Here is a 24,570-nt window from a genome sequence, read left to right as displayed (position 1 = left end):
AAGTGGCGGCCCGGATTAATCGAGACGGTTGCCTTACTTGTAGTCTACGAGTAAAGTCTACATCGTAGACAGGCGCTGACGACGCTGAGGCCCCAGATGCTTTTCACGGGACCCAACCTATAGATTCGATGGCCATGTGCAGGGCATCAAATCTTGCTGCTGTAGCCGAACGGCGGCGCCGAGCACTTAGCGAAGGGAAGCCATCATGGCACATTCGCAGTTCGATACTTTTCTCCACGAAGCCACCTACCCCGACCACGCCGCTGGTTCCAGCATGGACCGCGACCGCCTCTACGGCCTGTACACCAGCTGGTGCTTCCTCAACCAGCAGCCGGCCGGCACCGAGTCCACCTTCTGGGCAGCCATGAAGCACCGGATCCCGCCGCGCCGCAACGGGCTGCGCATGAAGGGTCCTGCCGCTGCGGACTACATCATGACCAGCTACCCGGGCCTGGTCTGAGACCCCCGGATTCGTAAGAGGCCACCGGGCAGCCGGGTGGTACATGATCAAATGCTGTGGCACGCCCGTGCCGCAGCATTTTTCATGCCCCGGGCTAGGTAGGGATGATCCGGAAGAGGAACCTGGTGCGGACCATCACCCAGAGCAGCCCCAGGACCACGGCGTAGGCCACGGTGTTGAGGAGGATGCTTTGCTGCTGCAGGGCCGGGATGTTGGCCACGACGGCGATCAGCACCACGTGCATGATGAAGACGTACAACGTGGCCCGGCCCAGCGGGACCAGGAACCAGCCCAGGGCCCGGTCCACCGGTTTCCAGTAAGCGCTGAGGAATGCGTACGCAGCCACCACCAGGACCAGGACGTTGAGCAGCCGGCCCGGGGCCAGGTATGTCCGGCCGAAGAAGGCGTCATACATTGCCCGGTAGGACGCATCCGGCAGAAGCGCCAGTCGGACGTCATAGGCGTTGGCCAGGTAGGGGTTGCCCCAGGACAGGAAGGCCAAAGCGAACGCTGCCGTGGTGCAGGCAACCACCACCCACGTGTGGCGCGACAGCCACGCTGTGATGCTGCGCCGATGGTAGCCCGCAACCAGCCCAAGCACGAAAAGCACCTGCCACACCAGCAGCGGGAAGGAGTCCTCGAACTGCGAGGGCAGGATCCGGAACCTGGTCATGGCACCTGCCGCATACACGGCAACCGATACCGCCACGACCCAGATGGCCTTTCCGCGGTTCAGCGCCGCGAGGATCAGCGGGCTGACCAGCAACAGCACCACATAGAGCCCCATGACATTGAACTGCCAGGGACCGAACTGCAGCAGCACGATGGCCGGAAGCACCTGGGGCGGGACGGGGAACTGGAACAGCGATGACATGCCCGCATAGAGGTCGTAGGTCCGGCCGGCCCCGTTGTGCCCGGCGCCACCGGTCCCCTGGTCCACGAACGTGGTCAGGGCCTCGGTGTGGAAGAACGGGAGCAGGGACAGAAGGAAGACGCCGATCAGCACGGCCAGCGCCGTCAGGTAGAGCTTGCCGGCGCGGCGGGTCGTGAGGTCGACCACCTGCCCGAAGTCCTCCCTGGCCTTGGGCCCGTACACCATGCCCACCACCAGTCCGGAGAACAGGACGAACAGTTCCGCACCCGACACGAAGCCCACGGCCTCCTGGGTGAGCAGCTGGAACAGCGATGCCATGCCCAGGTGGTTCACCACCACAAAGACGATGGCCATCCCGCGCAGCAGATCGATGCGCGAGTCCCTGGCGGAGGGATCCTGGTAGCCCCAGGCCGTGGCTGCGTTGATCCGGCGGGGTATCCGCCACAGGGCCACCAGGAGGATGGCCATGGCGGCGGCAACAGTCCAGGCGGCAGCCCCGGAGAGCGTGTTGGCCCGGACGTAGGTGCTCCCGGATGCCACTTCGGTGACCGGCCCGGTGACCATTGGCGTTGCCTTCAGCCTGTCCAGGGCCGCTTTGGCGATGCCCGCCTGTCCCGTGAGCAGCCAGCTGATGCTCGCCACGCCGGTATCCCTGGTGCTGGTGCGCTCGTCCCAGACAACGGCGGCCGTCCCGGCAAAAGCTGGGGAAGTGGCAGTTCCCACCACCTGGTCCCACCAGCCCACCTTGATGTCCGCCTCCTGCGCGCCGCCGGACGCGGGGCTGTAGAAAGCAGAGGTCTGGAGGAGGAACGGCTTGTTGCGCCCCTCGGAATAGGTGCCGTAGAAGTTTTCGCCGCCGGAGGCCGTCAGCATGTCCTGGAGCTCGCCGGCCCTCGGCTGGGAGTTGACGGCGGGGCCGCCGGCCGTGTCGTCGTGATAGGCGGCCAGCCCCACCCAGTCCACTGCGTCGTCACCCGGGTAGTACGGGGCGTAGGCGCTGTCGCTTGAGTTCCAGGCCCCGTCGCCGTTCGTGTCCAGGAGGGAAAAGCCTTCGCTTCCGGGCTGCGGGGCATCCCGGTTGCGGTCAAAGGGGTAGTCCTTGCCCAGGTAAGGCGCCCACACCAAGGTGGGCCGGCCGCCGTCGTACGTCTTGAACGCTGCCGCCACAGCCCTGAAGGCCTGCCGGTACGCGGCGGGCTGCTGGCCCCAGGCCACCCAGCTTGCATTCATGTCCGGGGCGAACCGGATCAGCAGCTGCCCCTTGAGCCCGGACGTAAGGTCGCGCACCTGCGCTGCGAATGCTGCCGCTTCCGCAGTGCCGAGCTGGTCCAGGGGCACTGACGGCTTTACCGTGAGCAGGGCGTGGGCGCCTAGGGACGCGGCCTGCTGAAGGAAGCCGTCAAGGTCGTTCCGTTCCGAATCGCGGTAGGGGATGGTGATGTCGTGGCCGAAGACGGCCGGACTGGCACCAAGCCGGCCGCTGAAGCCTGCGGCGGTGTCCTCGCCCCACTCGAGCACCGCGCCCAGCCAGGGCTTTCCCTTCTCCGGCGTAGCGTCCGCCGCATGCGCCGGCGCAGCCGCCAGCAGGGCAAGGAGGCTGACGATGGCCGCGGCCAGGAACGCACCGATGGACGGCCGGCGGGTCCCGCGGATGGCGGCCTGGTGGCGCGATGTGTTTGCCCGCATGCTGACAGGACCCCCGGTGCTCATTGCTGTGACGACGGGGCGGCGCCCCGGTAAGAACTTTATCGGCCCCGCGGCCCCGGGCGGCACGTGGCGGGCCGCCCACCTGCGGCGATGTCCGCCGTCGCGCTTTCCTTCAACCCCGCGCCTCCCTTCAGCGCTGCTCAATTACGGAACATGACGACGGCGGCGGTGCGGCTTGGCGCGGCAGATGTTACGTTTTTGGGGAGTAATGAGTACCGGTGTGAAGCCCTGACTGGCCGGTCGGCAACCCTCCCTTTCGCGGCGGGGTGCCTCAGGTGAATACTCGGCATATCGACCGATTCGAGCTGCAAGCGTGAAAGAAGGAGATCCGTCGTGTCTGACGCACCTGCCCCTGACGAAAAATTGTCCTACCGCCTGATCACCGGCCCGGATGACCGTTCATTCTGCGAGCGGATCTCCACGGCCCTGGCCGACGGCTATGTGCTGCACGGCAGCCCGGCAGCCACCTTCAACGGCACCAGCGTGATCGTGGCGCAGGCAGTGGTCCTTCCGGCGGCAATCGCCTCGGCCGATGCCGCGGTTGCCACCGCAGTGGATGAACTGGACGCCGAATTTGAAGGCGAGTTCGACGGCGAGGGCCACGCATGAGCTACGCGGGAGACCTCACGCCCCAGGAAGCATGGGAGAAGCTGGAACAGGGCGCCATCCTGGTGGACGTCCGCACCGAGGGCGAATGGGCCCACATCGGCATTCCGGACACCAAGGCCACGGACAACGACCCCCTCTTCATCCAGTGGACCTTCCCCGGCGGCATCCCCAACCCCGACTTCATCAACGACCTCAGCCAGCAGGCGCCCGAGGACCGTTCAACCGAACTGGTGTTCCTGTGCCGCTCCGGCCAGCGGTCCATCGCGGCAGCCATCGCGGCCACCCGGGCCGGCTTCACCTCCTACAACGTGCTGGAGGGCTTTGAAGGCGAGCCGGACCGCTATGGCGAACGCACCGTCAACGGCTGGAAAAACCGCGGCCTTCCCACCAACCTCGGAAAGAACTAAGTGACCTTCAACCAAGACGCCCCCGGCTGGAACCCCGACACCCAGGCTGTCCGTGGCGGGCTGGACCGCACCAACTTCCAGGAAACGTCCGAGGCCATCTTCCTGAACTCCGGCTTCGTCTACGAATCCGCGGCAGCAGCTGAACGCGCCTTCACCGGCGAGGACGAACGCTTTGTCTACTCCCGCTACGGCAACCCGTCCGTGGCCACCTTCCAGGAGCGGCTCCGGCTGCTGGAAGGCACCGAAGCCTGCTTCGCGACGGCGTCGGGAATGTCCGCGGTATTCACCGCGCTTGGTGCCCTGCTGGCTGCCGGCGACCGGGTGGTGGCCGCCCGGTCGCTGTTCGGTTCGTGCTTCGTGATTTTGAACGAGATCCTTCCCCGGTGGGGCGTGGAGACCGTCTTCGTGGACGGGCCGGACCTGGACCAGTGGCGCGAGGCCCTCTCCGAGCCCACCACCGCCGTCTTCTTCGAATCCCCGTCCAACCCGATGCAGGAGATCGTGGACATCGCCGCGGTCAGCGAACTTGCGCATGCCGCCGGCGCCAAGGTGGTGGCGGACAACGTCTTCGCCACTCCCCTGCTGCAGCGCTGCGGTGACCTGGGCGCCGACGTCATCGTCTACTCCGGCACCAAGCACATCGACGGCCAGGGCAGGGTCATGGGCGGCGCCATCCTGGGCACCAAGGAGTTCATCGACGGTCCCGTAAAACAGCTCATGCGCCACACCGGGCCCGCACTCTCGGCGTTCAACGCCTGGGTCCTGACCAAGGGCCTGGAGACCATGAGCCTGCGCGTGAACCATTCCTCCGCCACGGCGCTCCGGCTCGCAGAGTGGCTGGAAGAACAGCCCGCCGTGAGCTGGGTGAGGTACCCGCTGCTCAAGTCCCACCCGCAGTACGACCTGGCGGCACGGCAGATGAGCGCCGGCGGTACGGTCCTCACGCTTGAGCTGGCTCCCTCCGGCGGGCGCTCCGGCAAGGAAGCGGCCTTCGCACTGCTGGACGGGCTGCGCATCATCGACATCTCCAACAACCTTGGTGATTCGAAGTCCCTGATCACGCACCCCGCCACCACCACGCACCGCGCCATGGGGCCGGAAGGGCGAGCCGCCATTGGGCTCAGTGACGGCGTGGTGCGGCTCTCGGTAGGGCTCGAGGACCCGGAGGACCTCCTCCGCGACCTGGAACAGGCACTCAAGCAGATCTAGCCGCGCGGGAAGCCTAGCTCCTCTGGGTCCGGGCGACGCGCTTCCTCACTCTCGATGCGCAGATTCCCTGGCGCGCACCAAATATGGGCCGCGAGGAGGAATCTGCGCGTCGGGAATGGATATGCGCGTCGAAGGTCAGCTCTGGCGGACCCGCAGCAGCTCGGGCGTGCCCTCCACGTCAGCTAGATCCAGGGCATCCCGCATGGTCACATTGACGGCCTGCCGCACCACGGCGCCGAACCCCATGTCCTCCGGGGGCGGTCCCGCCAGCGCCTTGTCCCGGGCGCGGCGCTGTTCGGCGGCTCCTGTTCCGCGGGCGATGATGTCCTCCACCCCCTGCCGTGCCAGTGCCAGCTCCCCCTGTTCGGACAGGACGGGAGCCAGGTAATCCACCAGGGACCGGACCACGTCCGCGGCCGGTGCGGGCCGGAAATTCCCAAAATCCAGGAGTTCACCGCTCAGCCCGGCGCTGCTGGCCTGCCACGAGGCCATCCGGAGGAGGACGGTGGGAACCGGCGCAGGATCCACGTCGGCCTGCCATTCCCTGCTGGCGGATTCCACCAGCGCCCGGACCAGCACGGCAATGAGCGCTGCATCCTCGGCACGAAGGCAGACGTCCGCCACGCGAACCTCGACGGTGGGGTGGTTGCGGGACAGCCGGGCGTCGAAGTACAGCATGCCCTCATCGAGCATGACGCCGCTTTCCAGCAGCCGCGTCACCACGCGCCGGTAGGCAGGGTACGTCCCGTAAATACCGGCCGGGCCCGCCGTGGGCCACCGGTTCCAGGCCTGGGTGCGGTAGCTTTCAAACCCGGTTGGAACGCCGTTCCAGAAGGGTGAATTGGCGCTCAGGGCCGTCAGCACCGCCAGCTTGTCGCGGATCCGGTCCAGGACCGCCACGCCCTCTTCGGGCGATTCGATGAACGTGTGCACATGGAAGCCGCAGGTCAGCTGCTCCTGGGCGGTGAGGCCGAAGCGCTCCAGCATTTTGGCGTACCGGGGGTCGGGCGTCGTGTGGGTGGTGGAGGCCAAGGGCGAGGTGGCGAGGGCCGCCACCCGGGCGCCATGCTTCCTGGCGGCCTGGTCCGCCAGGGCGCGGCCCGCGCGGATCTGTTCGAGCAGGCTCCCGTATTCGAGGCACGGACGGGTCTGGGTCTCGATCTGCTCAAGCTTCAGCTCGGCACTCAAGCCCATCTCGTCGTCGTAATCCGCCTGTTTTCCGGAGTGATGGACCTCCGGGTCCACGGGAAGATCGTCAGCCGCAACGCGGTGGCCGGCCAGGAGGGCGTCGGCCAGGGCAAGGGGTTCCCCGGACTCCGGATCAACGATCAGGAGTTCCTCCTCTACGCCAAAAGTACGCATACGAACATTCTGCGATACTTGTCCGGCATTCGAGGGGCCCCGGCGATTCATGACGAACCGTGAATGCTAGTCCTGGAAGTACTCCACCTTGGCGCCAATGGTGTTCAGGCGTTCCGCCAGGTCCTCGTAGCCACGCTCGATCACGTAGATGTTCCGCAGTTCGGACACGCCCCGGGCGGCGAGCATGGCCAGCAGCAGGCAGGCGGCCGGACGAAGCGCCGGCGGGCAGCCCACCTCGGCGGCGCGCCACTTGGTGGGCCCGTTGACGTAGATCCGGTGCGGATCCAGCAGCTGCACCTGCGCCCCAAGCCTGTTCAGCTCTGTCAGGTAAATGGCCCGGTTCTCGTAGACCCAGTCGTGGATCATGGTCTGGCCATCGGCGTTCGCGGCAATGACGGCAAAGAACGGCAGGTTGTCGATGTTCAGCCCGGGGAACGGCATCGGATGGATCTTGTCCTCCGGGGCATGCAGCTCGGAGGGCTTGGTGGTCACGTCCACCAGCCGGGTGCGGCCGTTGCGGGCCATGTACTCGCCCGAAATTTCCAGCTTCTGCCCCATCTGGCCCAAGGTGGCCAACTCGATTTCCATGAACTCGATGGGCACCCGCCGCACCGTGACCTCGGAATTGGTGACGATGCCGGCCGTGATGAGGCTCATCGCCTCGATGGGATCCTCGGAGGGGAAGTACTCGATCTCCGCGTCAATGTCGGGCCGGCCCGTGATCTTCAGGGTGGTGGTGCCCACGCCCTCGATGGTGACGCCCAGCATCTGCAGGTAGAAGCACAGGTCCTGCACCATGTAATTGGGGCTGGCGTTGCGGATCACGGTGGTTCCCGGCCGGTGCGCCGCGGCCATGATGGCGTTCTCGGTGACGGTGTCCCCGCGTTCGGTGAGGACGAAGGAGCGGTCCTGCGCGTCCGCCGGCGGAGCCTGGACCGTGTAGAAACCGGCCGTGGCTTCCACGGCAAGGCCAAACTGGCGCAACGCCTGCATGTGCGGTTCCACGGTGCGGGTGCCGAGGTCGCAGCCGCCGGCGTAGGGCAGCCGGTACTCCCGCGACTCATCCAGAAGGGGACCCAGCAGCATGATGACGCTGCGGGTCCTGCGCGCCGCGTCAACGTCCATGGCTTCCAGGTCCAGGACGGCGGGACGGCGAAGACGCAGGTCAGTGTCGTTAAGCCAGGTGCACTCGACGCCGATGCTGGTCAGCACTTCGACAATGCGGTTGACTTCCTCGATCCGTGCCAGCCGGCGGAGCACGGTGGTGCCACGGTTGATCAGGCTGGCGCACAGCAGGGCGACGCCGGCGTTCTTGCTGCTGTTGACATCCACGGCACCGGAGAGGGTACGGCCGCCCTCCACCCGCAGGTGCGTCATCTGCGGCTTGCCGACGTTGACGATGCTGCGGTCGAAGATCTTCTCCAGCCTCTGGATCATCTTCAGGCTCAGGTTCTGCTTGCCCTGCTCCATCCGGGCAACGGCGCTCTGGCTGGTGCCGAGCTCGGCGGCCAACTGGCCCTGGGTCCAGCCCTTCTCGCTCCGGGCATCCCTCAACATGGCGGCAACGTGCTCAGCGGTCTCCTGCGTCATACCCGCAAATATATCATAAATGAGTTAGGCGGGCCTTGATCGGGCACTGGTACGGGGCATCGGGGAAGCCTCTACCCACTGCATGCGATAGGAATCACCTGCGCCGGACCGCCAACATCAACTGCCCAGCCACACCATGTTCCAGGTCCCGGCGGCCAGGGCAGCAAATAGCGCGAGGCCGGCCACCAGGACACCGCCGGCCACCACCCCAAGGTCCAGCGCGCTGAACGTGGATTCCCGGGCCCAGGTCCGGTTGCCGCCGCCGAAACCGCGGGCTTCCATGGTCACAGCAAGCCGGGACGCGCGGCGGATGGCCTGTACCAGCAGCCCGAAACTCTGGCCCAGCGTGGCCTTCACCCGCTGGGCCACGCTGCCGCGCGAACCCACGCCGCGCGCACGCCGGGCCATCCCGATGGTCTGCCATTCTTCAGCCATGAGCCCCACCAGGCGCATCGCGGCGAGCGTTCCCAGGACAAAGCGGTGCGGCAGGCGCGCCTTCTGCGCCAGCGCGTCGGCAAGGTCCGTGGGATCGGTGCAGCTCATCAGGAGCACGGCCGGAAGGGCGATCGCAAAGCCGCGCAGGAGGAAGCCGATGCCCAGCTGCAGGGAACCTTCGCTCATGGACCAGATCCCGGCGTCGAGCAGGATCCGGCCGCTGTCCGGGGCCAGGATGGAGGTGCTCCAGCCACCCACGGCAGCGGCAAGGATCAGCGGCCAGCCGCGCTGCCACAGCAGGGACAGGGTGAGCCCGGCCAGGGGAAAGAGCAGAAGTTCAAAGACCAGGGCCACGGACGCCGAAACCCAGTCGATGGACAGCGCCAGGACGGCGGTGATCAGCAGGACGGCAGCGAACTTGCTTAGTGGATTGGCGCGGACCAGAAGGGCATGGTTGCCGCCCAGGGTGAGTTGCTGCCTCATGGCGCCACCGCTTCCGCCGCGGCCATCCGCAGTTCGGCCCCGCCCAAGGCCTGGGTGAATTCGGCGTCATGGGTCACGGACACCACGGCAGTGCCGGCATCCAGGAGCTCGGACAGGAAGGACGCCAGCTCGGCCCAAGTGTTGGCGTCCTGCCCGAACGTGGGTTCATCCAGGACCAGGACCTGCGGGCTGGCGGCAAGGACGGTGGCCACGGACAGCCGCCGCTTCTCGCCACCGGAGAGCGTGTAGGGGTTGGCGTCCACCAGCGCGGTGAGCCGCAGCCGCTCCAGCAGTTCGTCCACCCGATCCTCGCCGTGGCCCAGGTGCCGGGGGCCGAACAGCAGTTCGTCAAGCACCTTGCCGGTCACGAACTGGTGCTCCGGCTCCTGGAACACCGTCCCCACTCGGGAAATCAACTGATCCGCCTTCCACCGGTACGGGTCAATGCCGGCACCGCGGCTCAGGTCCATGGTGGCGGAGACCTTTCCGGACACCGGTTCCAGCAGCCCTGCCAGGGTCAGGGCGAAAGTGGACTTGCCGGCGCCGTTGGGACCCGTCACGGCGAGCGCCTGCCCGGCGCGCACCTGCGCGGCCAGGCCTTCCTGGACCGGTGACGGCGGAATCTTCCTTAAGCCCTTGCGTCGGGGACGTTCGCGGGCGACTCCCAACTGTTCGGCCGCGAGCAGGAGGTTTCCCGTGCCGGGGGCCGGGACCACCGCCCGGGCACGGGTTGCCGGGACGTAGCCGGGGACCCACACACCGGCGGCGGCCAGCATGGCCCGCGCCTCCGTGAGCACCCGGGCCGGCGGCCCGTCCAGGAGTACGGCGGGATCCGCGGCGGAGCCCGGCTGCAGGACCACGATCCGGTCCACCAGGTCCTTCCACACGGACACCCGGTGCTCCACCACCACCAGCGTGGCCCCGGTCTTGTCCAGGCACCGCGCCACGGCATCGCGGACCTCCAGCACGCCGTCCGGGTCCAGGTTGGCGGTTGGCTCATCCAGGAGGATCAGGCCCGGGCGCATGGCCAGGATGCCGGCCAGCGCCAGGCGCTGCTTTTGCCCGCCGGACAGGGCCGACGTCGGGTGGTCCAGCGGCAGGTGGGACAGTCCGACGTCGGCAAGCGCCTCGTGCACGCGCGCCCAGATTGCTTCCCGTGGGACGGCAAGGTTTTCGGCACCGAAGGCGACGTCGTCCCCCACCCGCGACAGGACCACCTGCGTCTCGGGGTCCTGCTGCATAAGTCCGGCGCGCCCGCGCTGGGCGCGGGGCACGGCGCCGTCAACCAGCAGCGAACCCGACTCGTCGGCGTCCCCCGCCTCGCCGCCGTCGTCGTTAATGTCCCCCAGCACCCCTGCGAGCGCATGCAGGAGCGTGGACTTCCCGGCACCCGAGGGGCCGAGCAGGAGCACCCGCTCCCCCGGGCTGATGTCCAGGTCAAGCGCATGGACGGCAGGCTTGGCCCTGCCGGCGTGCCGCCACCCCCAGCCCCGGGCTGTGACGGCGGCAGGGCGGACGGTGCCGCCGTCACGCTGGGCTGGTGCCATCAGGAGAAGACAGGCTCCGTGGCGGCCTTGCGCGAAGCGAAGGAGCTCAGCACGCCCGTACGCGCCAGGCCGCGCGTGGCCAGCCACGACAGGGCGCCGGCGAGAATGGCGCCGGAGAGGGTGGTCAGCACGATGTACGCCAGCTTGTCCGCACCGGAGTAGGCGATGTTCCAGCCCCACGGTGCGAACGAGTCATTCAGTCCGCAGAAGAATCCAGCCGCGGCGCCTGCCAGCAGGGAGACAGGCAGGTTGAACTTGCGGTAGACGAAGATGGCGAAGATGATTTCCGCGCCGAGGCCCTGGATGAAGCCGGAGAAGAGGACCGAGGCACCGTACTGGGACCCCATGAGGAGTTCCCCGGTGGCGGCCACGGTTTCACAGAACAGGGCGGCTCCGGGCTTGCGGATGATGAGCATTCCCAGCACGCCGGGAATCATCCAGCCGCCCGCCAGCAGCCCGGTCAGGGGCGGGTAGGCGGCATTCATGGGGGCAGAAAGCGCGGCTGCTCCCTGGTCCCACGCCCAGAAAATGACGCCGCCCGCGATGGCCACCAGCGCGGCGACCACGATGTCCACGACGCGCCAGGACTTACTGGTGGTCTTCTTGATTGCTGCAGTACTCATGTGATCCTCCTGGGAAACAGGAGGGGAAAGTGGACCCGGCTGACGGCTGTTGCCGTGCAGCCGCGGCACTTTGAGAACTCGACTCCCTTGCGCCGGTACTAACCGGATCAGGTTCGAGGGTCTGCGGCTGTCCGCACTCTCAGCGCCCACCTGCGGTGCCCGGCTTGTGCCAGGATGTCCGACGGCGGCGCTCCCCTGTCGTTATTAGTGGTGCTTTTGGATGGGTAAGGCTTTTTGAACTGCCCTTCCGGGCGTGGTCAAGTTTACACCTGGCGGGGGTAGATTGAGGGCCATGAGCGCCATTCCACCGGATGTGACCGGATTCGATCCCGATTCCGCCGACGCCCAGCTGGAGGGGTCGCTGGAAGCGTCGATTGCCCGCATCGAGGCGGAGGTCCGGGAGCTCCAGTTCCCCGGCTTTTCGCTGGATGACGCGTTGAACCTGGGCCTGCTCCTGGTGGAGCTGGGCAAGGAGCGGTCCCTTCCCATCGCCATCGACATCACCAAGGGCGAGCAGGTCCTGTTCCACGTCGCGCTCCCGGGCGCCACGCCGGACAACGGGCACTGGACCCGCGCCAAGCAGCGCACTGCCGCCCGGTACGAGGTGCCGTCACTTTTAGTGGGGCTGCGGGGCCGGCTGGGCGGCGGCCGGATCGAGGACAACGCCTGGTTCGACCAATCCCGGTATGCAGCCCATGGCGGCGCCTTTCCGATCTACGTCACCGGCGTTGGCGCCGTGGCCACGGTGACCGTCTCCGGGTTGCCGCAGCTGCAGGACCATGACCTGGTGGTTGAGGCGCTGCGCGACATCCTGGGGTCGTCGCTGCGGGATTAGGCGCCGGGGACCTGCCGCCAACAGGAAGCCTGCTTAGCTTTTATTAGTAATCATGCTTACTATATTGGTTCGCGGGTTTCGAGGAGGACAGGGCATGGGAGTCACCATGGGCGGTCCCGCGTTCGTTCCCGTCACCAGCGCGGCAGACCAAGGAGCACCATGAGAATCCCGGAATCCAGAGGCCCCCTCAGCAACGCCCTGTTCGCACTCCTTGCGCAGGCTCCGGCCGAAGCCGGGACGGGGCTGGACGGGCTGTACCACCTGGCGGCACGGCAGGTGGCCGGCACTAGTGACATCATCGGCGACGAGGACATCCAGCTGGCCCTCTTCTGCCTCTACGAGCTCCACTATTCCGGCCTGGCCGGCGTCTCCGACGACTGGGAGTGGGAGCCGGCGTTAATCCGGGTCCGGCAGCTGGTCGAGGCACCGTTTGAGGCAGCCCTCCGTACCGCCGCGCACCAGGCCGCCGCAGACTTCGAACTGCCTGCCGGTGCCCTGACCAGCGACCAGGTAGCCGACGTCCTGTTCGGCCTCGCAGCCACGGACACCGGGCCCAGCGTCTCCCGCTACGTCGCCAGGAAGGCGGGCCTGGACCAGCTCCGGGAGTTCCTGATCCACAAGTCGATGTACCAGCTGAAGGAAGCCGACCCGCACACGTGGGCCATTCCGCGGCTCAGCGGACGGCCCAAAGCGGCCCTGGTGGAAATCCAGGCGGACGAATACGGCGGCGGCCGCCCCGAGCGCATGCACAGCGCGCTGTTCGCCCGGACCATGCGCGGTTTGGGCCTCGACGTCAGCTACGGCGCGTACGTGGATGCCGTCCCCGCTGTCTCCCTCGCGTCCGTCAACCTCATGTCGCTGTGCGGCCTGAACCGGCGGCTCCGGGGTGCCATCACCGGCCACCTGGCGATCTACGAGATGACCTCCTCCCAGCCCAACCGGTTCTACGGCAACGGATTCCGCCGGCACGGTTTCGGCGCGGACATCACCCACTACTTCGATGAGCATGTGGAGGCCGACGCCGTCCACGAGCAGATCGCAGGCCGGGACCTCGCCGGCGGCCTCGTCGAAGCCGAACCGGAACTCCTCGCGGACGTCCTGTTTGGGGCCACTGCCGCCATGGCCCTCGACGGCCGGCTGTCCGCCCATCTGATGTCCTCATGGGAAGCCGGCGCATCATCGCTGCGGGCGGCCGTGCCGGCCGCAGCATGACTACGACGAAAGCGGTGCAGGCATGAAACCCGGACAGCATGGAACAGGATCGGACATGGACCACGAATCCGCCGCGGGCTCCATCGTGGTCTGCCCGGACGGGCCCCTGATCGTCAGGGGTGATTTCGAGATCGTCACCCCATCCGGGGACGCGGTGCCCCGCGACCGCAGGACCGTTGCGTTGTGCCGCTGCGGCGCCTCGGCCATCAAGCCCTACTGCGACGGCACGCACAAGATGATCAAGTTCCGCACCGAGCCGCCCGCGAAGTAGTCCAACAAGCCATTTAGTCCAACAACCCGCCTGCAGCACGCCACGGCCTTGCCCGGACCGGCACGGGCGTACGGCTAGGCTGGAGGCAGTCCGTTTTCCGCCCGCAAGGAGTAATAGGAATGAACCTTTTCATCAAGCTGCTCGGAACCGGGGTGAGCCTCGGCGCAGGCCTGGCCGGCACCAAGCTGGTCAACACCATCTGGGAGAAGACCACCGGGCAGAAAGCCCCCACCGGCAAGAACGAGGATGTCCCCACCAGCCTGCGTTCGGCGTTGACCTTCGCGCTGATCTCGGCGTCCGTCAGCGCCATCATCCAGGTGCTGGCCAACCGCGGCACCCAGCGCGCCATCACCCGCTTCGCCAAGTCGCAGGACATCGTCTAGCTCCCGGCATTACCCGCCGCCGTCGGGGCTGTCTTTCCGGGCAGCCTCGGCGGCGGCTTTTTGCACCACGGCCTCCAGCTCGTCGGCCGTGAGCAGCTCCCGGTGCAGGTGCTTGGTGCGGTACCCGGCGCGGCCCACCATGTGCGCGGACACCGGTACGGTGAGCAGCTGGAAGATCCAGGCAACCACCAGGACAGGCCATACCCACCATGTCCGCATCTGCAGTCCAATGGCCGCCAGCAGCAGGAACAGGCCCAGGACCTGCGGTTTGGTGGCCGCGTGCATGCGGCTCAGCAGGTCGGGGAAGCGGAGCAGGCCGATGGCGGCGCCCAGGGACATGAGCGCCCCCACCACCATGAATACTGCCGAGACGGCGTCGATCCAGCCGTCGGGACCGGACAAGTCAGGATTCATCGGGCTTCACCCTTCGGTCCGCCACAAAACGGGCCACGGTGACGGACCCAATGAAGCCGATGATGGAAATGGCCACCACCAGCATGAGGTTGTTCAGGTGCCGGTTCACGGCCATGTCGATGCACAGGGCTCCGGCCAGGATGGCCAGGAGGACGTCGGCCGCCAGCACCCGGTCCAGCAATGACGGGCCGCGGGCGATCCGCATGATGGCACCGGCCGCAGCAAGCGAGAAGATGACGGCTGTAACAGCCAGGACAACATGCATCACGTGGCGGCCTCCATTCGGACGGCTTCGAGTTCCTCCGGGCTGCCCATGATGCGGATCAGGCCGGCCTCGATGGACCGGACTTCGTTCCGCAGGCCCTCCACGTCCTGCTTGGAGGCGATGTTGAGCGCGTGCAGGTAGAGGGTGGATGTGGAGCGGTCCACCTCGACCACCAGGGACCCCGGGATCAGGGAGATCACGTGGCCGGTGGCGGTGACGATCAGGTCCTGGTGGCTGCGCAGCCCCACCGCAACGACGGCGTTGGTCACCTTGGGGCCGCGGACCGTGGCCAGGTACAGCACCTGGGCGCTGGCCACCACCACTTTGCCCACGAAGGCAAGCGCGAAGGGAACCGCGTAAAGGATGTTGAACCGGCCGCTGAGCTCCACCGGCGGAAGGTAGAACAGCCGGGCCACGCCCACTGCCAGCAGGGCACCGAAGAGGAGGTTCCCGGGGCTGAAGTCCTGCCACAGGGCGCCCCAGACAATCACCAGCCAGACCAGGAGAGGCAGTTCCTGGCGCAGGGAGATACGTTTGCGGCTCATCGCATACCTCCCACGGCAGGCGTGGCGGGAACCGGGACATCAGGGCCCAGGACTGACTGGATGTACGGGGTCCGGTCCAGCATGTCCCGCGCTGCCCGGTCCGAGAGCCCGAACAGCGGCCCGGCAAAGACGGTCAGGGCAACGCCCAGCGCCACCAGGCCCAGGGTGGGGCCCACCATGGTGCGCGGCAGGAGGGTCACGGTGTTCAGCTTGGCGCCCGGTCCCGACACCCGGGCCGGGCTGGCAAGGAGCACCGGATCCGGATGCTCAGCGTCGGTGGGCCTGCGCCAGAACGCGCGGTTCCAGACCCTGGCAACGGCCAGCAGGGTCAGGAGGCTCGTCACCACCCCGCCGATCACCAGGGCGTAGGCCAGTGGCGTGCCCAGCTCAACGCCGGCCTGCATCAGGCCCACCTTGCCGAGGAACCCCGAGAAGGGCGGGATGCCAGCGAGGTTCATGGCCGGAACGAAGAACAGCATCGCCAGCATGGGCGACAGTTTGGCCAGGCCGGCCAGCCGGTCCACGGAGGAACTCCCGCCCCGCCGTTCGATCAGGCCGGTGACCAGGAAGAGGCTGGTCTGGATGGTGATGTGGTGGGCCACGTAGAAAACCGCTGCGGCCAGCCCGGCAACGGAGGACATGGCCAGGCCGAACACCATGTACCCGATGTGGCTGACCAGGGTGAACGACAGGAGCCGCTTGATGTCGCTTTGGGCCAGGGCACCAAGGATGCCCACCACCATGGTCAGCAGCGCCGCCACCATCAGGGGGGTGTTGAGGGTGTCCCCGGGGAACAGCAAGGTCTCGGTCCGGACCATCGCGTACACACCCACCTTGGTGAGCAGCCCGGCGAACACGGCGGTGACGGGGGCCGGCGCCGTGGGGTAGGAGTCAGGGAGCCAGAAGGACAGGGGGAAGACGGCGGCCTTGATGCCGAAGGCCACCAGCAGCATGACGTGCAGCAGGGTCCTGGTGCCCTGGTCCAGGTCCCCGAGCTTGATGGCCAGATCCGCCATGTTCACCGTTCCGGTGGCGCCGTAGACCATGGCTATGGAGATCAGGAACAGCACCGAGGACACCACGGACACCACCACGTAGGTGACGCCGGCGCGGATGCGCGGCCCGGTGCCGCCCAGCGTCATCAGGACGTAGCTTGCCGTGAGCAGGATCTCGAAGCCCACGTATAGGTTGAAAAGGTCCCCGGACAGGAACGCGTTGGACACCCCCGCCACCAGGATCAGGTAGGTGGGGTGGAAGATCGAGACCGGGGCGTCCTGGTCGCCGTCGGCCATGCCCTGCCCGGTGGCATACACCAGCACGGCCAGGCTCACGGCGGAGGACACCACCAGCATCAGGGACGAGAACTGGTCCACCACCATCACGATGCCCCACGGCGGCAGCCAGCCGCCGATGGCCACGGCAGCGGTCCCGCCGTTCCACGCCGATGCCAGCAGGAGGCATTCGAGCGCCAGCGTCAGCGAGAGCAGGGCGATGCTCACCGCGCGCTGGGCCCGGGTATGCCGGATCAGCAGGAAGGTCAGGGCAGCGCCCAGGATGGGAAGTACGACGGCGAGCGGGGCAAAGCTTGCGATGTTCACTTTCCGCCTCCTTCCGGGCCGGAGTCGACGTTGAGTGAGCCGGGCTTTTCCTCCGCGGCAGCGTGTTCGGCGGGCATCTCCCGGCCGCCGGCCACAAGCGTGGCCACCGGCTGGTCCGTTTGCAGATCTGCGTTGTTGTTGGACGCTGCATGGTTTGAGACGTCCCGGCCGTCCGATCCCAGCATGGTGAGCGGGAACTCGGAGGTTTCCGCCGGAACTTCGGCGTCGTCCTCCGCGTCGAAGCTGGGGGTCGCCGCCACGCGGCGGTCTTCCAGGTCGTCCTGGATGTCGTCCTGGCGCGCCAGCAGCCAGGTGCGGTAGATGATGCCGAGCATGAACGCCGTGACGGCGAAGGAGATGACGATCGAGGTCAGGATCAGGGCCTGCGGGAGCGGGTCGCTGTAGTCCTGTGCCGGGGTGTCCTTGGCGAACAGCGGCGCCAGTCCTGCATAGCCCCCGGTGGCCAGGATCAGCAGGTTGGTGGCGTTGGCCAGGAGCATCAGCCCCAGCAGCACCCGGGTGAGGCTGCGTTCCAGGATGAGGTAGATGCCGCAGGCATACAGGGCGCCCATGACGATCAGCAGGGTCAGGTTGACGCTCATGCGTGGCCCTTTGCGGTGGTCTCGGCGGGGACGGTGTCGGGCTCCAGCGGGGGTTCCAGGTCCCGTTCAGCCTCCAGTTCCGGCTGCCCGGGACGGTCGATGTCCGGCTCGTCCTGGTGTGGGGCGGCCGCCGATCGTTCCTCCATGTGCTCGTCAATTTCGGCCCCGAGGCTGCGCAGCACGTCAAGCACCAGCCCCACCACCACGATGTACACCCCGATATCGAAGATCGTGGAGGTGACGAATTTGATGTCCCCGAAGACGGGCAGCCACACCTGGATGATGGCGGACTGGAACACCTGGCCGCCCAGCAGCAGGGGCACCACGCCGGACACGGCGGCCAGGGCCAGGCCGGTGCCCAGCAGCGCGCCGGCGCTCAGTGGCGCCGCCTCCCGCAGTTCGAAGCGTCCGCCTGCCAGGTAGCGGATGGTCAGCGCCAGGCCGGCGGTGAGGCCGCCGGCGAAACCGCCGCCCGGCAGGTTGTGGCCGGCCAGCAGCAGGTAGAGCGAGAAGATGATCATCGAGTGGAAGAGCAGCCGGGTGACCACTTCGAAGATGATGGAGCGCCGTTCGGGGGCCAGGGTGCGGCCCGCGACGATCCAGGGATCGCGGGCTGCGGCTGCGAACCTGCGGCTGATGGCCAGTGCCGCGCCGTCGCGGGAGCCGGGATCCACGCCGTGGGACCGTCCCACCGTGCCCTCGGCAACGGATGCGGACCGCTGCAGCCGGTCGCCGCGCCCGCGTACGAAGATCAGGCTGGCGACGCCGGTGGCGGCAAGCGCAAGGACGCTGATCTCGCCGAAGGTGTCCCAGGCGCGGATATCCACCAGGGTCACGTTGACCACGTTCAGGCCGCCGCCGCCCTCGTAGGCAAGCTGCGGGAACTGCAGTGATACGGGCAGGGCGGTCCGGGCGCCCATGGCGAAAATGGCCGCGAACACCATGGTGGCGCCGAAACCCAAACCGATGATGACGCGCACCACCCGGTATTTGCCGCCTGTGCGGTCCCGCAGTTCCGGCGGGAGGCTGCGCATGGCAAGGACGAACGCCACCAGGATGATGGTCTCCACCAGCATCTGGGTCAGCGCCAGGTCCGGAGCGCCCTGCAGGGCGAACACCAGGGCGATGCCGTACCCGGTCACGGAGACCATCAGCACAGCGAGGAAGCGTTTGTTCGCCTTGACGGCGGCCAGGGCGCCGATCACGATGCCCACCCCGGCCACAAGCTGCAGCGGGGAGTTGGGATCCACCAGGTAGACGTTCTGCGGCAGGGGGTTGCCACCCAGGAGGATGGCCGTGAGCGGCAGGACGAACGCCACGCTGAGGATCACGGCAAGGTAGAAGTACAGTGAGCCGCGCTGGGTCCGGCCGGTGATCCAGACGGCCACGTCGTCCAGGGCGCCGATGGTCAGCTGGTAGGCACGGTCGCCGTCCACCCAGGCCGGGACCAGGGACTGGACGCGGGCCACCGCGTTGCGGCCAAGATACATGGCCGCGCCAAGCACGAAGGTGACGGCCGTCAGCCCAAGCGCCGGGGTCAGTCCGTGCCACAGCGCAAGGTGGCCCGCCTGCGCGGCCGGAGTGCCGGCGTCGGGCGCTGTGGAAGCGAACAGCGCCGCGTACGGCTGGATCCAGGCCTCCACCGGCACGGGCCAGAGCCCGTACACGATGGTCAGGACGCTGAGGACGGCAGGGGCGGCGAGGAAGGAGGGCCGGATGGCTTTGAAGGGGATGGGGTCCACGCCGGGTTTGACCGCGAAGGCACCCCACATGAAGCGGGCGCTGTAGGCGAACGTGAGGATTGACCCCACCACCAGCCCAGCCAGGACCACCGTGCCCCACGGTCCGGAGTGCGGGTCCGCGGCGTGGTGCACGAACGCCTCCAGCACGGATTCCTTGGCGACGAAGCCGGCCAGCAGCGGAACGCCCGCCATGGACGCGGCACCGATGCCGGCCACGATGCCCAGCGCACGGGAGGAACGGAAGACCCCTGACAGCTTGCGCACGTCGCGGGTTCCGGACTGGTGATCGATGATGCCCACCACCAGGAAGAGCGTGGCCTTGAAGAGGCCGTGGGCCAGCAGCATGGCAAGGCCCGACAGCGCGGCGTCGGGCGTTCCCAGGCCCACCGTCATGGTGAGGAAGCCCAGCTGGCTGACGGTGCCGTACGCGAGGATCAGCTTGATGTCGGTCTGCCGCAGTGCCCGGTAGCCGCCCACCAGCATGGTGGCCAGGCCCAGGCCCAGGACCACGGGCTGCCAGTAGGCCGTCGCGGAGAATCCCGGAGCGAGGCGCGCCACCAGGTAGATGCCGGCCTTCACCATGGCGGCGGCATGCAGGTAGGCGCTGACGGGGGTGGGCGCGGCCATGGCGCCGGGGAGCCAGAAGTGGAACGGGACCAGCGCGGACTTGGTGATGGCACCCACCAGGATGAGCACGACGGCGGCACCCACCACGGCGCCGGACGGTCCGGACGCCAGTGTGGAAGCCTGCTCCAGGATGCTGGAGATACGGTACGTGCCGGCGGTGTAGCCCAGCATGATCAGGCCCACCAGCATGGCCAGGCCGCCGGCAGTGGTGACCATCAGTGCCTGGAGGGCGGACCGGCGGGCGGCAAGCCTGGTCCGGGCGAAGCCGATCAGCAGGTAGGACAGGATGGTGGTCAGTTCCCAGAAGATGAACAGCAGCAGCAGGTCATCGGCGGTGACCAGCCCGAACATGGCACCGGCGAAGGCCAGCAGCTGGGCGCCGAACGGGCCGAGGTCCTGGTCTTTCCGTTTGAAGTACCGGGCGCAATAAACCAGCACCAGGGCGCCGACGCCAAGCACCAGCAGTGACATCACCCAAGCCAGTGCGTCCATGCGGAAGGCGAATTCCAGGTGGAGGCAGGGGATCCAGTCCCAGGCCTCGGTGACGGCTCCTGACCCTGACCCTGAGTAGACGGGACCGTGCTGGAACACCAGCCAGCCGAAGGAAGCAGCCGGAACGGCAGCCAGCGCGTAAAAGGCGTTGCGGCCCCAGAGCCTGAAGAGGAAGGGCGCGAGGACAGCCACCGAAAAGTGCACGGCAAGGACTGTGATCACTGTATTCTCCGCAACGTCAGGAATTCGATTGTCAAAAGTTGGAGCAGGCGGCAAAAAGTAAGGTCCGGGAGGGCTCAGTTTATCAAGGCCCGTCGGGTGTCTTCCCCCGTCAGCGGCGCCACCGACGGCGGAACCCCGCCGTCAAAGGCCCGTGGTCCCAAGGGTGTTCGCCACCGGCGGATACGATGCATCGTATGAACAGCGCCAGCGCTCCGGGAGCAATGCAGCCTGCCTCGGAACTCGAAGCCGGAACCCGGAACTCCAGCAAGGGCCGCGTACTGGCCTGGGCTTCCTGGGACTGGGGCTCGGCGGCCTTCAACGCAGTGATGACCACCTTTGTCTTCACCGTCTACCTGACGTCCAACGCTTTCGGCGGCGAGGACAGTGCCTCTGCGGTCCTGGGCGCCGCACTTGCCGTTGCCGGGTTCGCCATCGCCCTGCTGGCGCCCGTCACGGGCCAGCGTTCGGACGCGGGGGGCCGGCGGAAGCTGTGGCTGGGAGTCAATTCGGCCGCCGTCGCCATCCTGACGGCCCTGTGCTTCTTCGTATTCCCCCGCCCGGAATTCCTGCTCCTCGGGGTATCGCTGATCGCCCTGGGCAACGTGTTCTTTGAATTTGCAGGCGTGAACTACAACGCCATGCTGGCCCAGGTCTCCACGCCGCAAAACATCGGAAAGGTCAGCGGCCTGGGTTGGGCAGCCGGCTATCTTGGCGGCATCGTGGCACTCCTGATCGTCCTGCAGCTGTTCGTCCAGCCGGCCTTTGACTGGTTCGGCGCGTCCACCCGGGACAGCCTCAACATCAGGCTCGTTGCCGTCTTCTCCGCCCTGTGGTTCTTCGTCTTCGCCCTCCCCGTCCTGTTTGCCGTCCCCGAACTGCCCCGGTCCGCACAGGCGGGCCGCCTGGGCTTTTTTGCCAGCTACGGGCTGCTGTTCCGGCGCATCAAGGCGATCTATGCCACCAGCCCGCACACCATCTACTTCCTGCTGGCCAGTGCCGTGTTCCGTGACGGACTGGCCGCCGTCTTCACGTTTGGCGGCATCATCGCTGCCGGTACCTTCGGCTTTGCCCTGTCCCAAGTGATCTTCTTCGCCATTTTCGGAAACGTGGTGGCTGCCGTCGGGGCGGTCATTGGCGGATTCCTGGACGACAAGGTGGGCCCCAAAGCTGTCATCACCGGGTCCCTGGCGGGCCTCCTGGTCGCCGGGTCGGCGATCCTGGCCCTGGGCAACGGGGACTATGTCTTCTTCGGGATGCAGTGGGCCGGGACCACCACGTTCTGGGTATTCGGGCTCTTCCTCTGCCTGTTCGTCGGGCCTGCCCAGTCCTCATCCCGCGCATACCTGGCCCGGCTCGCGCCGCACGGCGAATCCGGGGAGCTGTTCGGCCTTTACGCCACCACCGGACGGGCCGTCAGCTTCCTGGCGCCGGCGCTGTTCACCCTCTGCATCACCGTGGCCACCCCGCTGGTGCCGGCCGGGCAGGCACAGCGCTGGGGGATCCTGGGCATCATGGTGGTCCTCCTGGCAGGGCTCCTGGTGCTGCTGCCGGTGAAGTCGCCGGCCAAGGCGCCCATCGCCGTGGTCCCCGCCGCCTGAAAACACCTTCCGGGCAACGTTCCAGGCCCCGGCCAAGTGTTGCCAGGCAGACTAGGCTTGACCTATGAACGTGGACGAAACCAACCTTCCCGGCCTGGGCCGCCGGAAGGATTTCATGACCGCCTCCGGACGCCGCATCGGTGTGGTGGAGCGGCGGGAAGGCCAGACGGAACTCATCGTTTCCACCTGGGACGACCCCGACACCTGCCAGGCTTCCATTCCGCTCACCAGCGACGAAGCCGCCACCCTGGGCAACCTCCTCGGCGGCACGCACCTGGCAATGAAGCTCGCGGAAGAGCACAAGGACGTTCCCGGGATTGTCACCCGGCAGTTCTCCATCGCCGCGGACTCCCCGTTCCAGAACCAGCCCATGGGCAAGGCCTGCATCCGCACCCGCTGCGGCGTGTCGATCGTAGCCATCATGCGCGAGGGCGAGGTGCTGCCGTCGCCGGGTCCCGACGTCGTGCTGCACCCCGGCGACCTGCTGGTGGCTGTGGGTACCCAGGAAGGCCTCGACTCAGCGGCCGATATCCTGCGCCACGGCTAAGCCCTATGGACCCGTTGGCCCTGACCCTCATTGAACTGGGGGCCGTTGTGTTCTGCCTGGGGCTGTTGGCCAGGCTGGCCGGACGGATCGGAATGTCGCCCATCCCGCTCTACCTGCTGGGCGGATTGGCTTTTGGTGCGGGCGGCATCGTCAAGCTGGAAGGCATGCACGAGTTCGCGCATCTCTCCGGCGAGATCGGCGTCATCCTGCTGCTGCTTATGCTCGGACTGGAATATACGGCGTCTGAGCTCTTCACCGGCCTGCGGCGCTCGTGGCAGGCCGGCGTCCTGGACCTGGTCCTTAACTTCCTGCCCGGCGCGGGGCTGGCCCTGCTCCTGGGCTGGGGCGGCGTGGGCGCCATGGTCATGGGCGGCGTCACGTACATATCCTCATCCGGCATCGCCGCCAAGGTCATCACCGACCTCGGCCGGCTGGGAAACCGCGAGACACCAGTGGTGCTGTCCATCCTGGTGTTCGAGGACCTGGCCATGGCCGTCTACCTGCCCATCCTCACGGCAACGCTCGCGGGAGTAAGTTTCCTGGGCGGGCTCACCGCGGTGGGCATCGCCCTGGCGGTGGTCACCATGGTCCTCATGGTGGCGCTGCGGCACGGGCACCATGTTTCCAAGGCAGTGCACAGCGAGAATTCCGAAGTCTTCCTGCTCAACGTCCTGGGGGCCGCCCTGCTGGTGGCGGGGGCGGCATCGGCAATGCAGGTCTCCGCCGCCGTGGGGGCCTTCATGCTGGGCATCGCGATCTCGGGTTCCACGGCCCACAACGCCACCCGGATCCTTGAACCCCTGCGCGACCTGTTTGCCGCCATCTTCTTTGTGGCGTTCGGACTCAACACGGACCCGTCATCCATTCCCCCGGTCCTTGGCTGGGCCCTGGTCCTTGCTGCGGCCACCACCGCCACCAAGATGGCCACCGGGATTTGGGCCGCCAAACGCGCCGGCATCGCCAGGCCCGGCCGGTTCCGCGCCGGCGCCGCGCTCGTGGCCCGCGGCGAATTCTCCATCGTGATCGCCGGCCTGGCCGTTGCATCGGGAGTGGTCCCGCGCGAGCTGGCGGCGCTGGCTACGGCCTACGTGCTGCTGATGGCGGTGCTGGGCCCGCTGGCCGCACGTTACGTGGAACCGCTGGCCAGGCCGTTTATCCGGAGGCCGGCCGTCGCCCCGCAGCTCTAGGCGTTGGGGGCGCGCCGGCGGCCGTGCCGGTTCTGCCGGACACTGCCGCAGCTGAACGCTGGTGCGGCTAAATGCTGGTGCGGTGGAAGTTGAGGTGGCTGCGGCTTGCGGTCGGGCCGCGCTGGCCCTGGTACCGGTTGCCGTATTCGCCCTGGCCGTAGGGGTATTCCGCGGCCGAGCTGAGCCGGAAGAAGCACAGCTGCCCGATCTTCATCCCAGGCCACAGCTTGATGGGCAGCGTGGCCATGTTGGACAGCTCCAGGGTGACGTGGCCGGAAAATCCGGGGTCGATGAAACCTGCGGTGGAGTGCGTGAGCAGGCCCAGGCGGCCCAGGGATGATTTGCCTTCCAGGCGGGCCGCGATGTCGTCGGGCAGCGTCACGGTTTCATAGGTGGAACCCAGGACGAACTCCCCCGGGTGCAGGATAAACGCCTCGTCCTGCTCCACTTCCACCAACCTCGTCAGCTCAGGCTGCTCCTGCGCGGGATCGATGTGCGCGTACTTGTGGTTGTCGAACAGGCGGAAGAACTTGTCGATCCGGACATCCACGGACGACGGCTGGACCATCGCAGGATCGAACGGTTCCAGCACGATCCGCTGGGAATCAATTTCGGCACGAATGTCGCGGTCAGAGATCAGCACCGTCCCAAATTACCGTATCGGTTATCCACAGCCGCACTTTCCCGTTGTTGCTGTGGCCTCGTGGGGCTAATGTTGCGAATG

Annotated in this window: 24 protein-coding genes and 2 riboswitches; of the genes, 11 read left to right on the top strand and 13 right to left on the bottom strand. The window is 67.3% G+C overall.

Going from position 1 to position 24,570, the window contains the following annotated elements:
- The first annotated feature begins 205 nt into the window (after positions 1-205).
- The gene (locus tag AC6JAM_RS10295) at positions 206-460 is read left to right on the top strand and encodes a hypothetical protein (protein ID WP_018769990.1); all 255 of its coding nucleotides are present in this window, start codon (positions 206-208) and stop codon (positions 458-460) included.
- A 94-nt stretch (positions 461-554) separates the two neighbouring features.
- On the opposite strand, the gene opgC is transcribed toward AC6JAM_RS10295, so the two are convergent.
- Positions 555-3,020, bottom strand: coding sequence for an OpgC domain-containing protein (opgC, locus tag AC6JAM_RS10290; protein ID WP_497934606.1), 2,466 nt, complete (start codon positions 3,018-3,020; stop codon positions 555-557).
- A gap of 225 nt (positions 3,021-3,245) precedes the next feature.
- A riboswitch (SAM riboswitch) is annotated at positions 3,246-3,361 on the top strand.
- A gap of 13 nt (positions 3,362-3,374) precedes the next feature.
- On the opposite strand from opgC, the gene AC6JAM_RS10285 reads away from it, so the two are divergent.
- The 3 genes from AC6JAM_RS10285 to AC6JAM_RS10275 are packed head-to-tail and all read left to right on the top strand — an operon-like array spanning position 3,375 to position 5,266.
- Entirely contained in the window at positions 3,375-3,650 is a 276-nt protein-coding gene (locus tag AC6JAM_RS10285) for a DUF1737 domain-containing protein (protein ID WP_018769988.1), read from the top strand.
- Complete coding sequence (locus AC6JAM_RS10280) at positions 3,647-4,057, top strand: rhodanese-like domain-containing protein (RefSeq protein WP_018769987.1); 411 nt, start codon at positions 3,647-3,649, stop codon at positions 4,055-4,057. The genes AC6JAM_RS10285 and AC6JAM_RS10280 overlap by 4 nt, the downstream gene beginning before the upstream one ends.
- Positions 4,058-5,266 (top strand): O-succinylhomoserine sulfhydrylase, encoded by a 1,209-nt coding sequence (locus AC6JAM_RS10275; RefSeq protein WP_497934605.1) that lies wholly within the window; start codon positions 4,058-4,060, stop codon positions 5,264-5,266.
- Between the two features lie 135 nt (positions 5,267-5,401).
- Here the strand turns inward: AC6JAM_RS10275 and AC6JAM_RS10270 are convergent, their stop codons facing one another.
- The 5 genes from AC6JAM_RS10270 to AC6JAM_RS10250 form a co-directional block, all read right to left on the bottom strand.
- Positions 5,402-6,628, bottom strand: a complete 1,227-nt coding sequence (locus tag AC6JAM_RS10270) for a glutamate--cysteine ligase 2 (protein WP_056391918.1) — start codon at positions 6,626-6,628, stop codon at positions 5,402-5,404.
- A 66-nt stretch (positions 6,629-6,694) separates the two neighbouring features.
- Positions 6,695-8,218 (bottom strand): UDP-N-acetylglucosamine 1-carboxyvinyltransferase, encoded by a 1,524-nt coding sequence (locus AC6JAM_RS10265; protein ID WP_142070475.1) that lies wholly within the window; start codon positions 8,216-8,218, stop codon positions 6,695-6,697.
- 117 nt (positions 8,219-8,335) lie between these two features.
- On the bottom strand, positions 8,336-9,136 hold the full coding sequence (locus AC6JAM_RS10260) for an energy-coupling factor transporter transmembrane component T family protein (protein WP_018769983.1): 801 nt from the start codon (positions 9,134-9,136) through the stop codon (positions 8,336-8,338).
- Complete coding sequence (locus AC6JAM_RS10255) at positions 9,133-10,683, bottom strand: ABC transporter ATP-binding protein (RefSeq protein ID WP_497934604.1); 1,551 nt, start codon at positions 10,681-10,683, stop codon at positions 9,133-9,135. Before AC6JAM_RS10255 ends, AC6JAM_RS10260 begins: the two co-directional genes overlap by 4 nt.
- Complete coding sequence (locus AC6JAM_RS10250; RefSeq protein ID WP_018769981.1) at positions 10,683-11,306, bottom strand: ECF transporter S component; 624 nt, start codon at positions 11,304-11,306, stop codon at positions 10,683-10,685. The genes AC6JAM_RS10255 and AC6JAM_RS10250 overlap by 1 nt, the downstream gene beginning before the upstream one ends.
- Before the next feature lie 66 nt (positions 11,307-11,372).
- Positions 11,373-11,513, bottom strand: a riboswitch (TPP riboswitch).
- A gap of 85 nt (positions 11,514-11,598) precedes the next feature.
- Here AC6JAM_RS10250 and AC6JAM_RS10245 point away from each other — a divergent pair.
- The 4 genes from AC6JAM_RS10245 (at position 11,599) to AC6JAM_RS10230 (ending at position 14,007) form a co-directional block, all read left to right on the top strand.
- Positions 11,599-12,141, top strand: a complete 543-nt coding sequence (locus AC6JAM_RS10245; RefSeq protein ID WP_497934603.1) for a heme-degrading domain-containing protein — start codon at positions 11,599-11,601, stop codon at positions 12,139-12,141.
- Between the two features lie 159 nt (positions 12,142-12,300).
- The gene (locus AC6JAM_RS10240; protein ID WP_497934602.1) at positions 12,301-13,353 is read left to right on the top strand and encodes an iron-containing redox enzyme family protein; all 1,053 of its coding nucleotides are present in this window, start codon (positions 12,301-12,303) and stop codon (positions 13,351-13,353) included.
- Between the two features lie 55 nt (positions 13,354-13,408).
- A complete protein-coding gene (locus AC6JAM_RS10235) occupies positions 13,409-13,624 on the top strand; it encodes a CDGSH iron-sulfur domain-containing protein (protein WP_056391927.1) in 216 nt (71 codons plus the stop codon).
- 119 nt (positions 13,625-13,743) lie between these two features.
- Positions 13,744-14,007, top strand: a complete 264-nt coding sequence (locus tag AC6JAM_RS10230; protein WP_018769977.1) for a DUF4235 domain-containing protein — start codon at positions 13,744-13,746, stop codon at positions 14,005-14,007.
- Between the two features lie 9 nt (positions 14,008-14,016).
- Here the strand turns inward: AC6JAM_RS10230 and mnhG are convergent, their stop codons facing one another.
- Genes mnhG through AC6JAM_RS10200 form a run of 6 tightly spaced genes read right to left on the bottom strand, consistent with a single transcriptional unit; the run spans position 14,017 to position 20,514 of the window.
- On the bottom strand, positions 14,017-14,421 hold the full coding sequence (gene mnhG, locus AC6JAM_RS10225) for a monovalent cation/H(+) antiporter subunit G (RefSeq protein ID WP_018769976.1): 405 nt from the start codon (positions 14,419-14,421) through the stop codon (positions 14,017-14,019).
- Complete coding sequence (locus AC6JAM_RS10220) at positions 14,411-14,686, bottom strand: MrpF/PhaF family protein (protein WP_018769975.1); 276 nt, start codon at positions 14,684-14,686, stop codon at positions 14,411-14,413. Before AC6JAM_RS10220 ends, mnhG begins: the two co-directional genes overlap by 11 nt.
- Entirely contained in the window at positions 14,686-15,231 is a 546-nt protein-coding gene (locus AC6JAM_RS10215) for a Na+/H+ antiporter subunit E (protein ID WP_268002121.1), read from the bottom strand. Before AC6JAM_RS10215 ends, AC6JAM_RS10220 begins: the two co-directional genes overlap by 1 nt.
- On the bottom strand, positions 15,228-16,829 hold the full coding sequence (locus AC6JAM_RS10210) for a Na+/H+ antiporter subunit D (protein WP_018769973.1): 1,602 nt from the start codon (positions 16,827-16,829) through the stop codon (positions 15,228-15,230). The genes AC6JAM_RS10215 and AC6JAM_RS10210 overlap by 4 nt, the downstream gene beginning before the upstream one ends.
- Positions 16,826-17,431, bottom strand: coding sequence for a Na(+)/H(+) antiporter subunit C (locus AC6JAM_RS10205; RefSeq protein WP_018769972.1), 606 nt, complete (start codon positions 17,429-17,431; stop codon positions 16,826-16,828). Before AC6JAM_RS10205 ends, AC6JAM_RS10210 begins: the two co-directional genes overlap by 4 nt.
- On the bottom strand, positions 17,428-20,514 hold the full coding sequence (locus tag AC6JAM_RS10200) for a Na+/H+ antiporter subunit A (protein ID WP_497934601.1): 3,087 nt from the start codon (positions 20,512-20,514) through the stop codon (positions 17,428-17,430). Before AC6JAM_RS10200 ends, AC6JAM_RS10205 begins: the two co-directional genes overlap by 4 nt.
- 194 nt (positions 20,515-20,708) lie before the next feature.
- On the opposite strand from AC6JAM_RS10200, the gene AC6JAM_RS10195 reads away from it, so the two are divergent.
- The 3 genes from AC6JAM_RS10195 to AC6JAM_RS10185 all read left to right on the top strand — a co-directional run bounded on the left by AC6JAM_RS10195 (position 20,709) and on the right by AC6JAM_RS10185 (position 23,846).
- Complete coding sequence (locus tag AC6JAM_RS10195; RefSeq protein WP_497934599.1) at positions 20,709-22,112, top strand: MFS transporter; 1,404 nt, start codon at positions 20,709-20,711, stop codon at positions 22,110-22,112.
- Between the two features lie 64 nt (positions 22,113-22,176).
- On the top strand, positions 22,177-22,659 hold the full coding sequence (locus tag AC6JAM_RS10190; RefSeq protein ID WP_018769969.1) for a cation:proton antiporter regulatory subunit: 483 nt from the start codon (positions 22,177-22,179) through the stop codon (positions 22,657-22,659).
- Between the two features lie 5 nt (positions 22,660-22,664).
- Positions 22,665-23,846 carry a cation:proton antiporter gene (locus AC6JAM_RS10185; protein WP_026265881.1) on the top strand — a complete coding sequence of 394 codons (1,182 nt, stop codon included), beginning with the start codon at positions 22,665-22,667 and terminating at the stop codon, positions 23,844-23,846.
- 67 nt (positions 23,847-23,913) lie between these two features.
- Here the strand turns inward: AC6JAM_RS10185 and dcd are convergent, their stop codons facing one another.
- Entirely contained in the window at positions 23,914-24,489 is a 576-nt protein-coding gene (gene dcd / locus AC6JAM_RS10180; protein ID WP_018769967.1) for a dCTP deaminase, read from the bottom strand.
- Between the last annotated feature and the right edge of the window lie 81 nt (positions 24,490-24,570).

It is taken from the genome of Arthrobacter sp. GmRoot5-12 (assembly GCF_059739365.1).
This window is presented reverse-complemented; position numbering and strand designations above follow the sequence as displayed.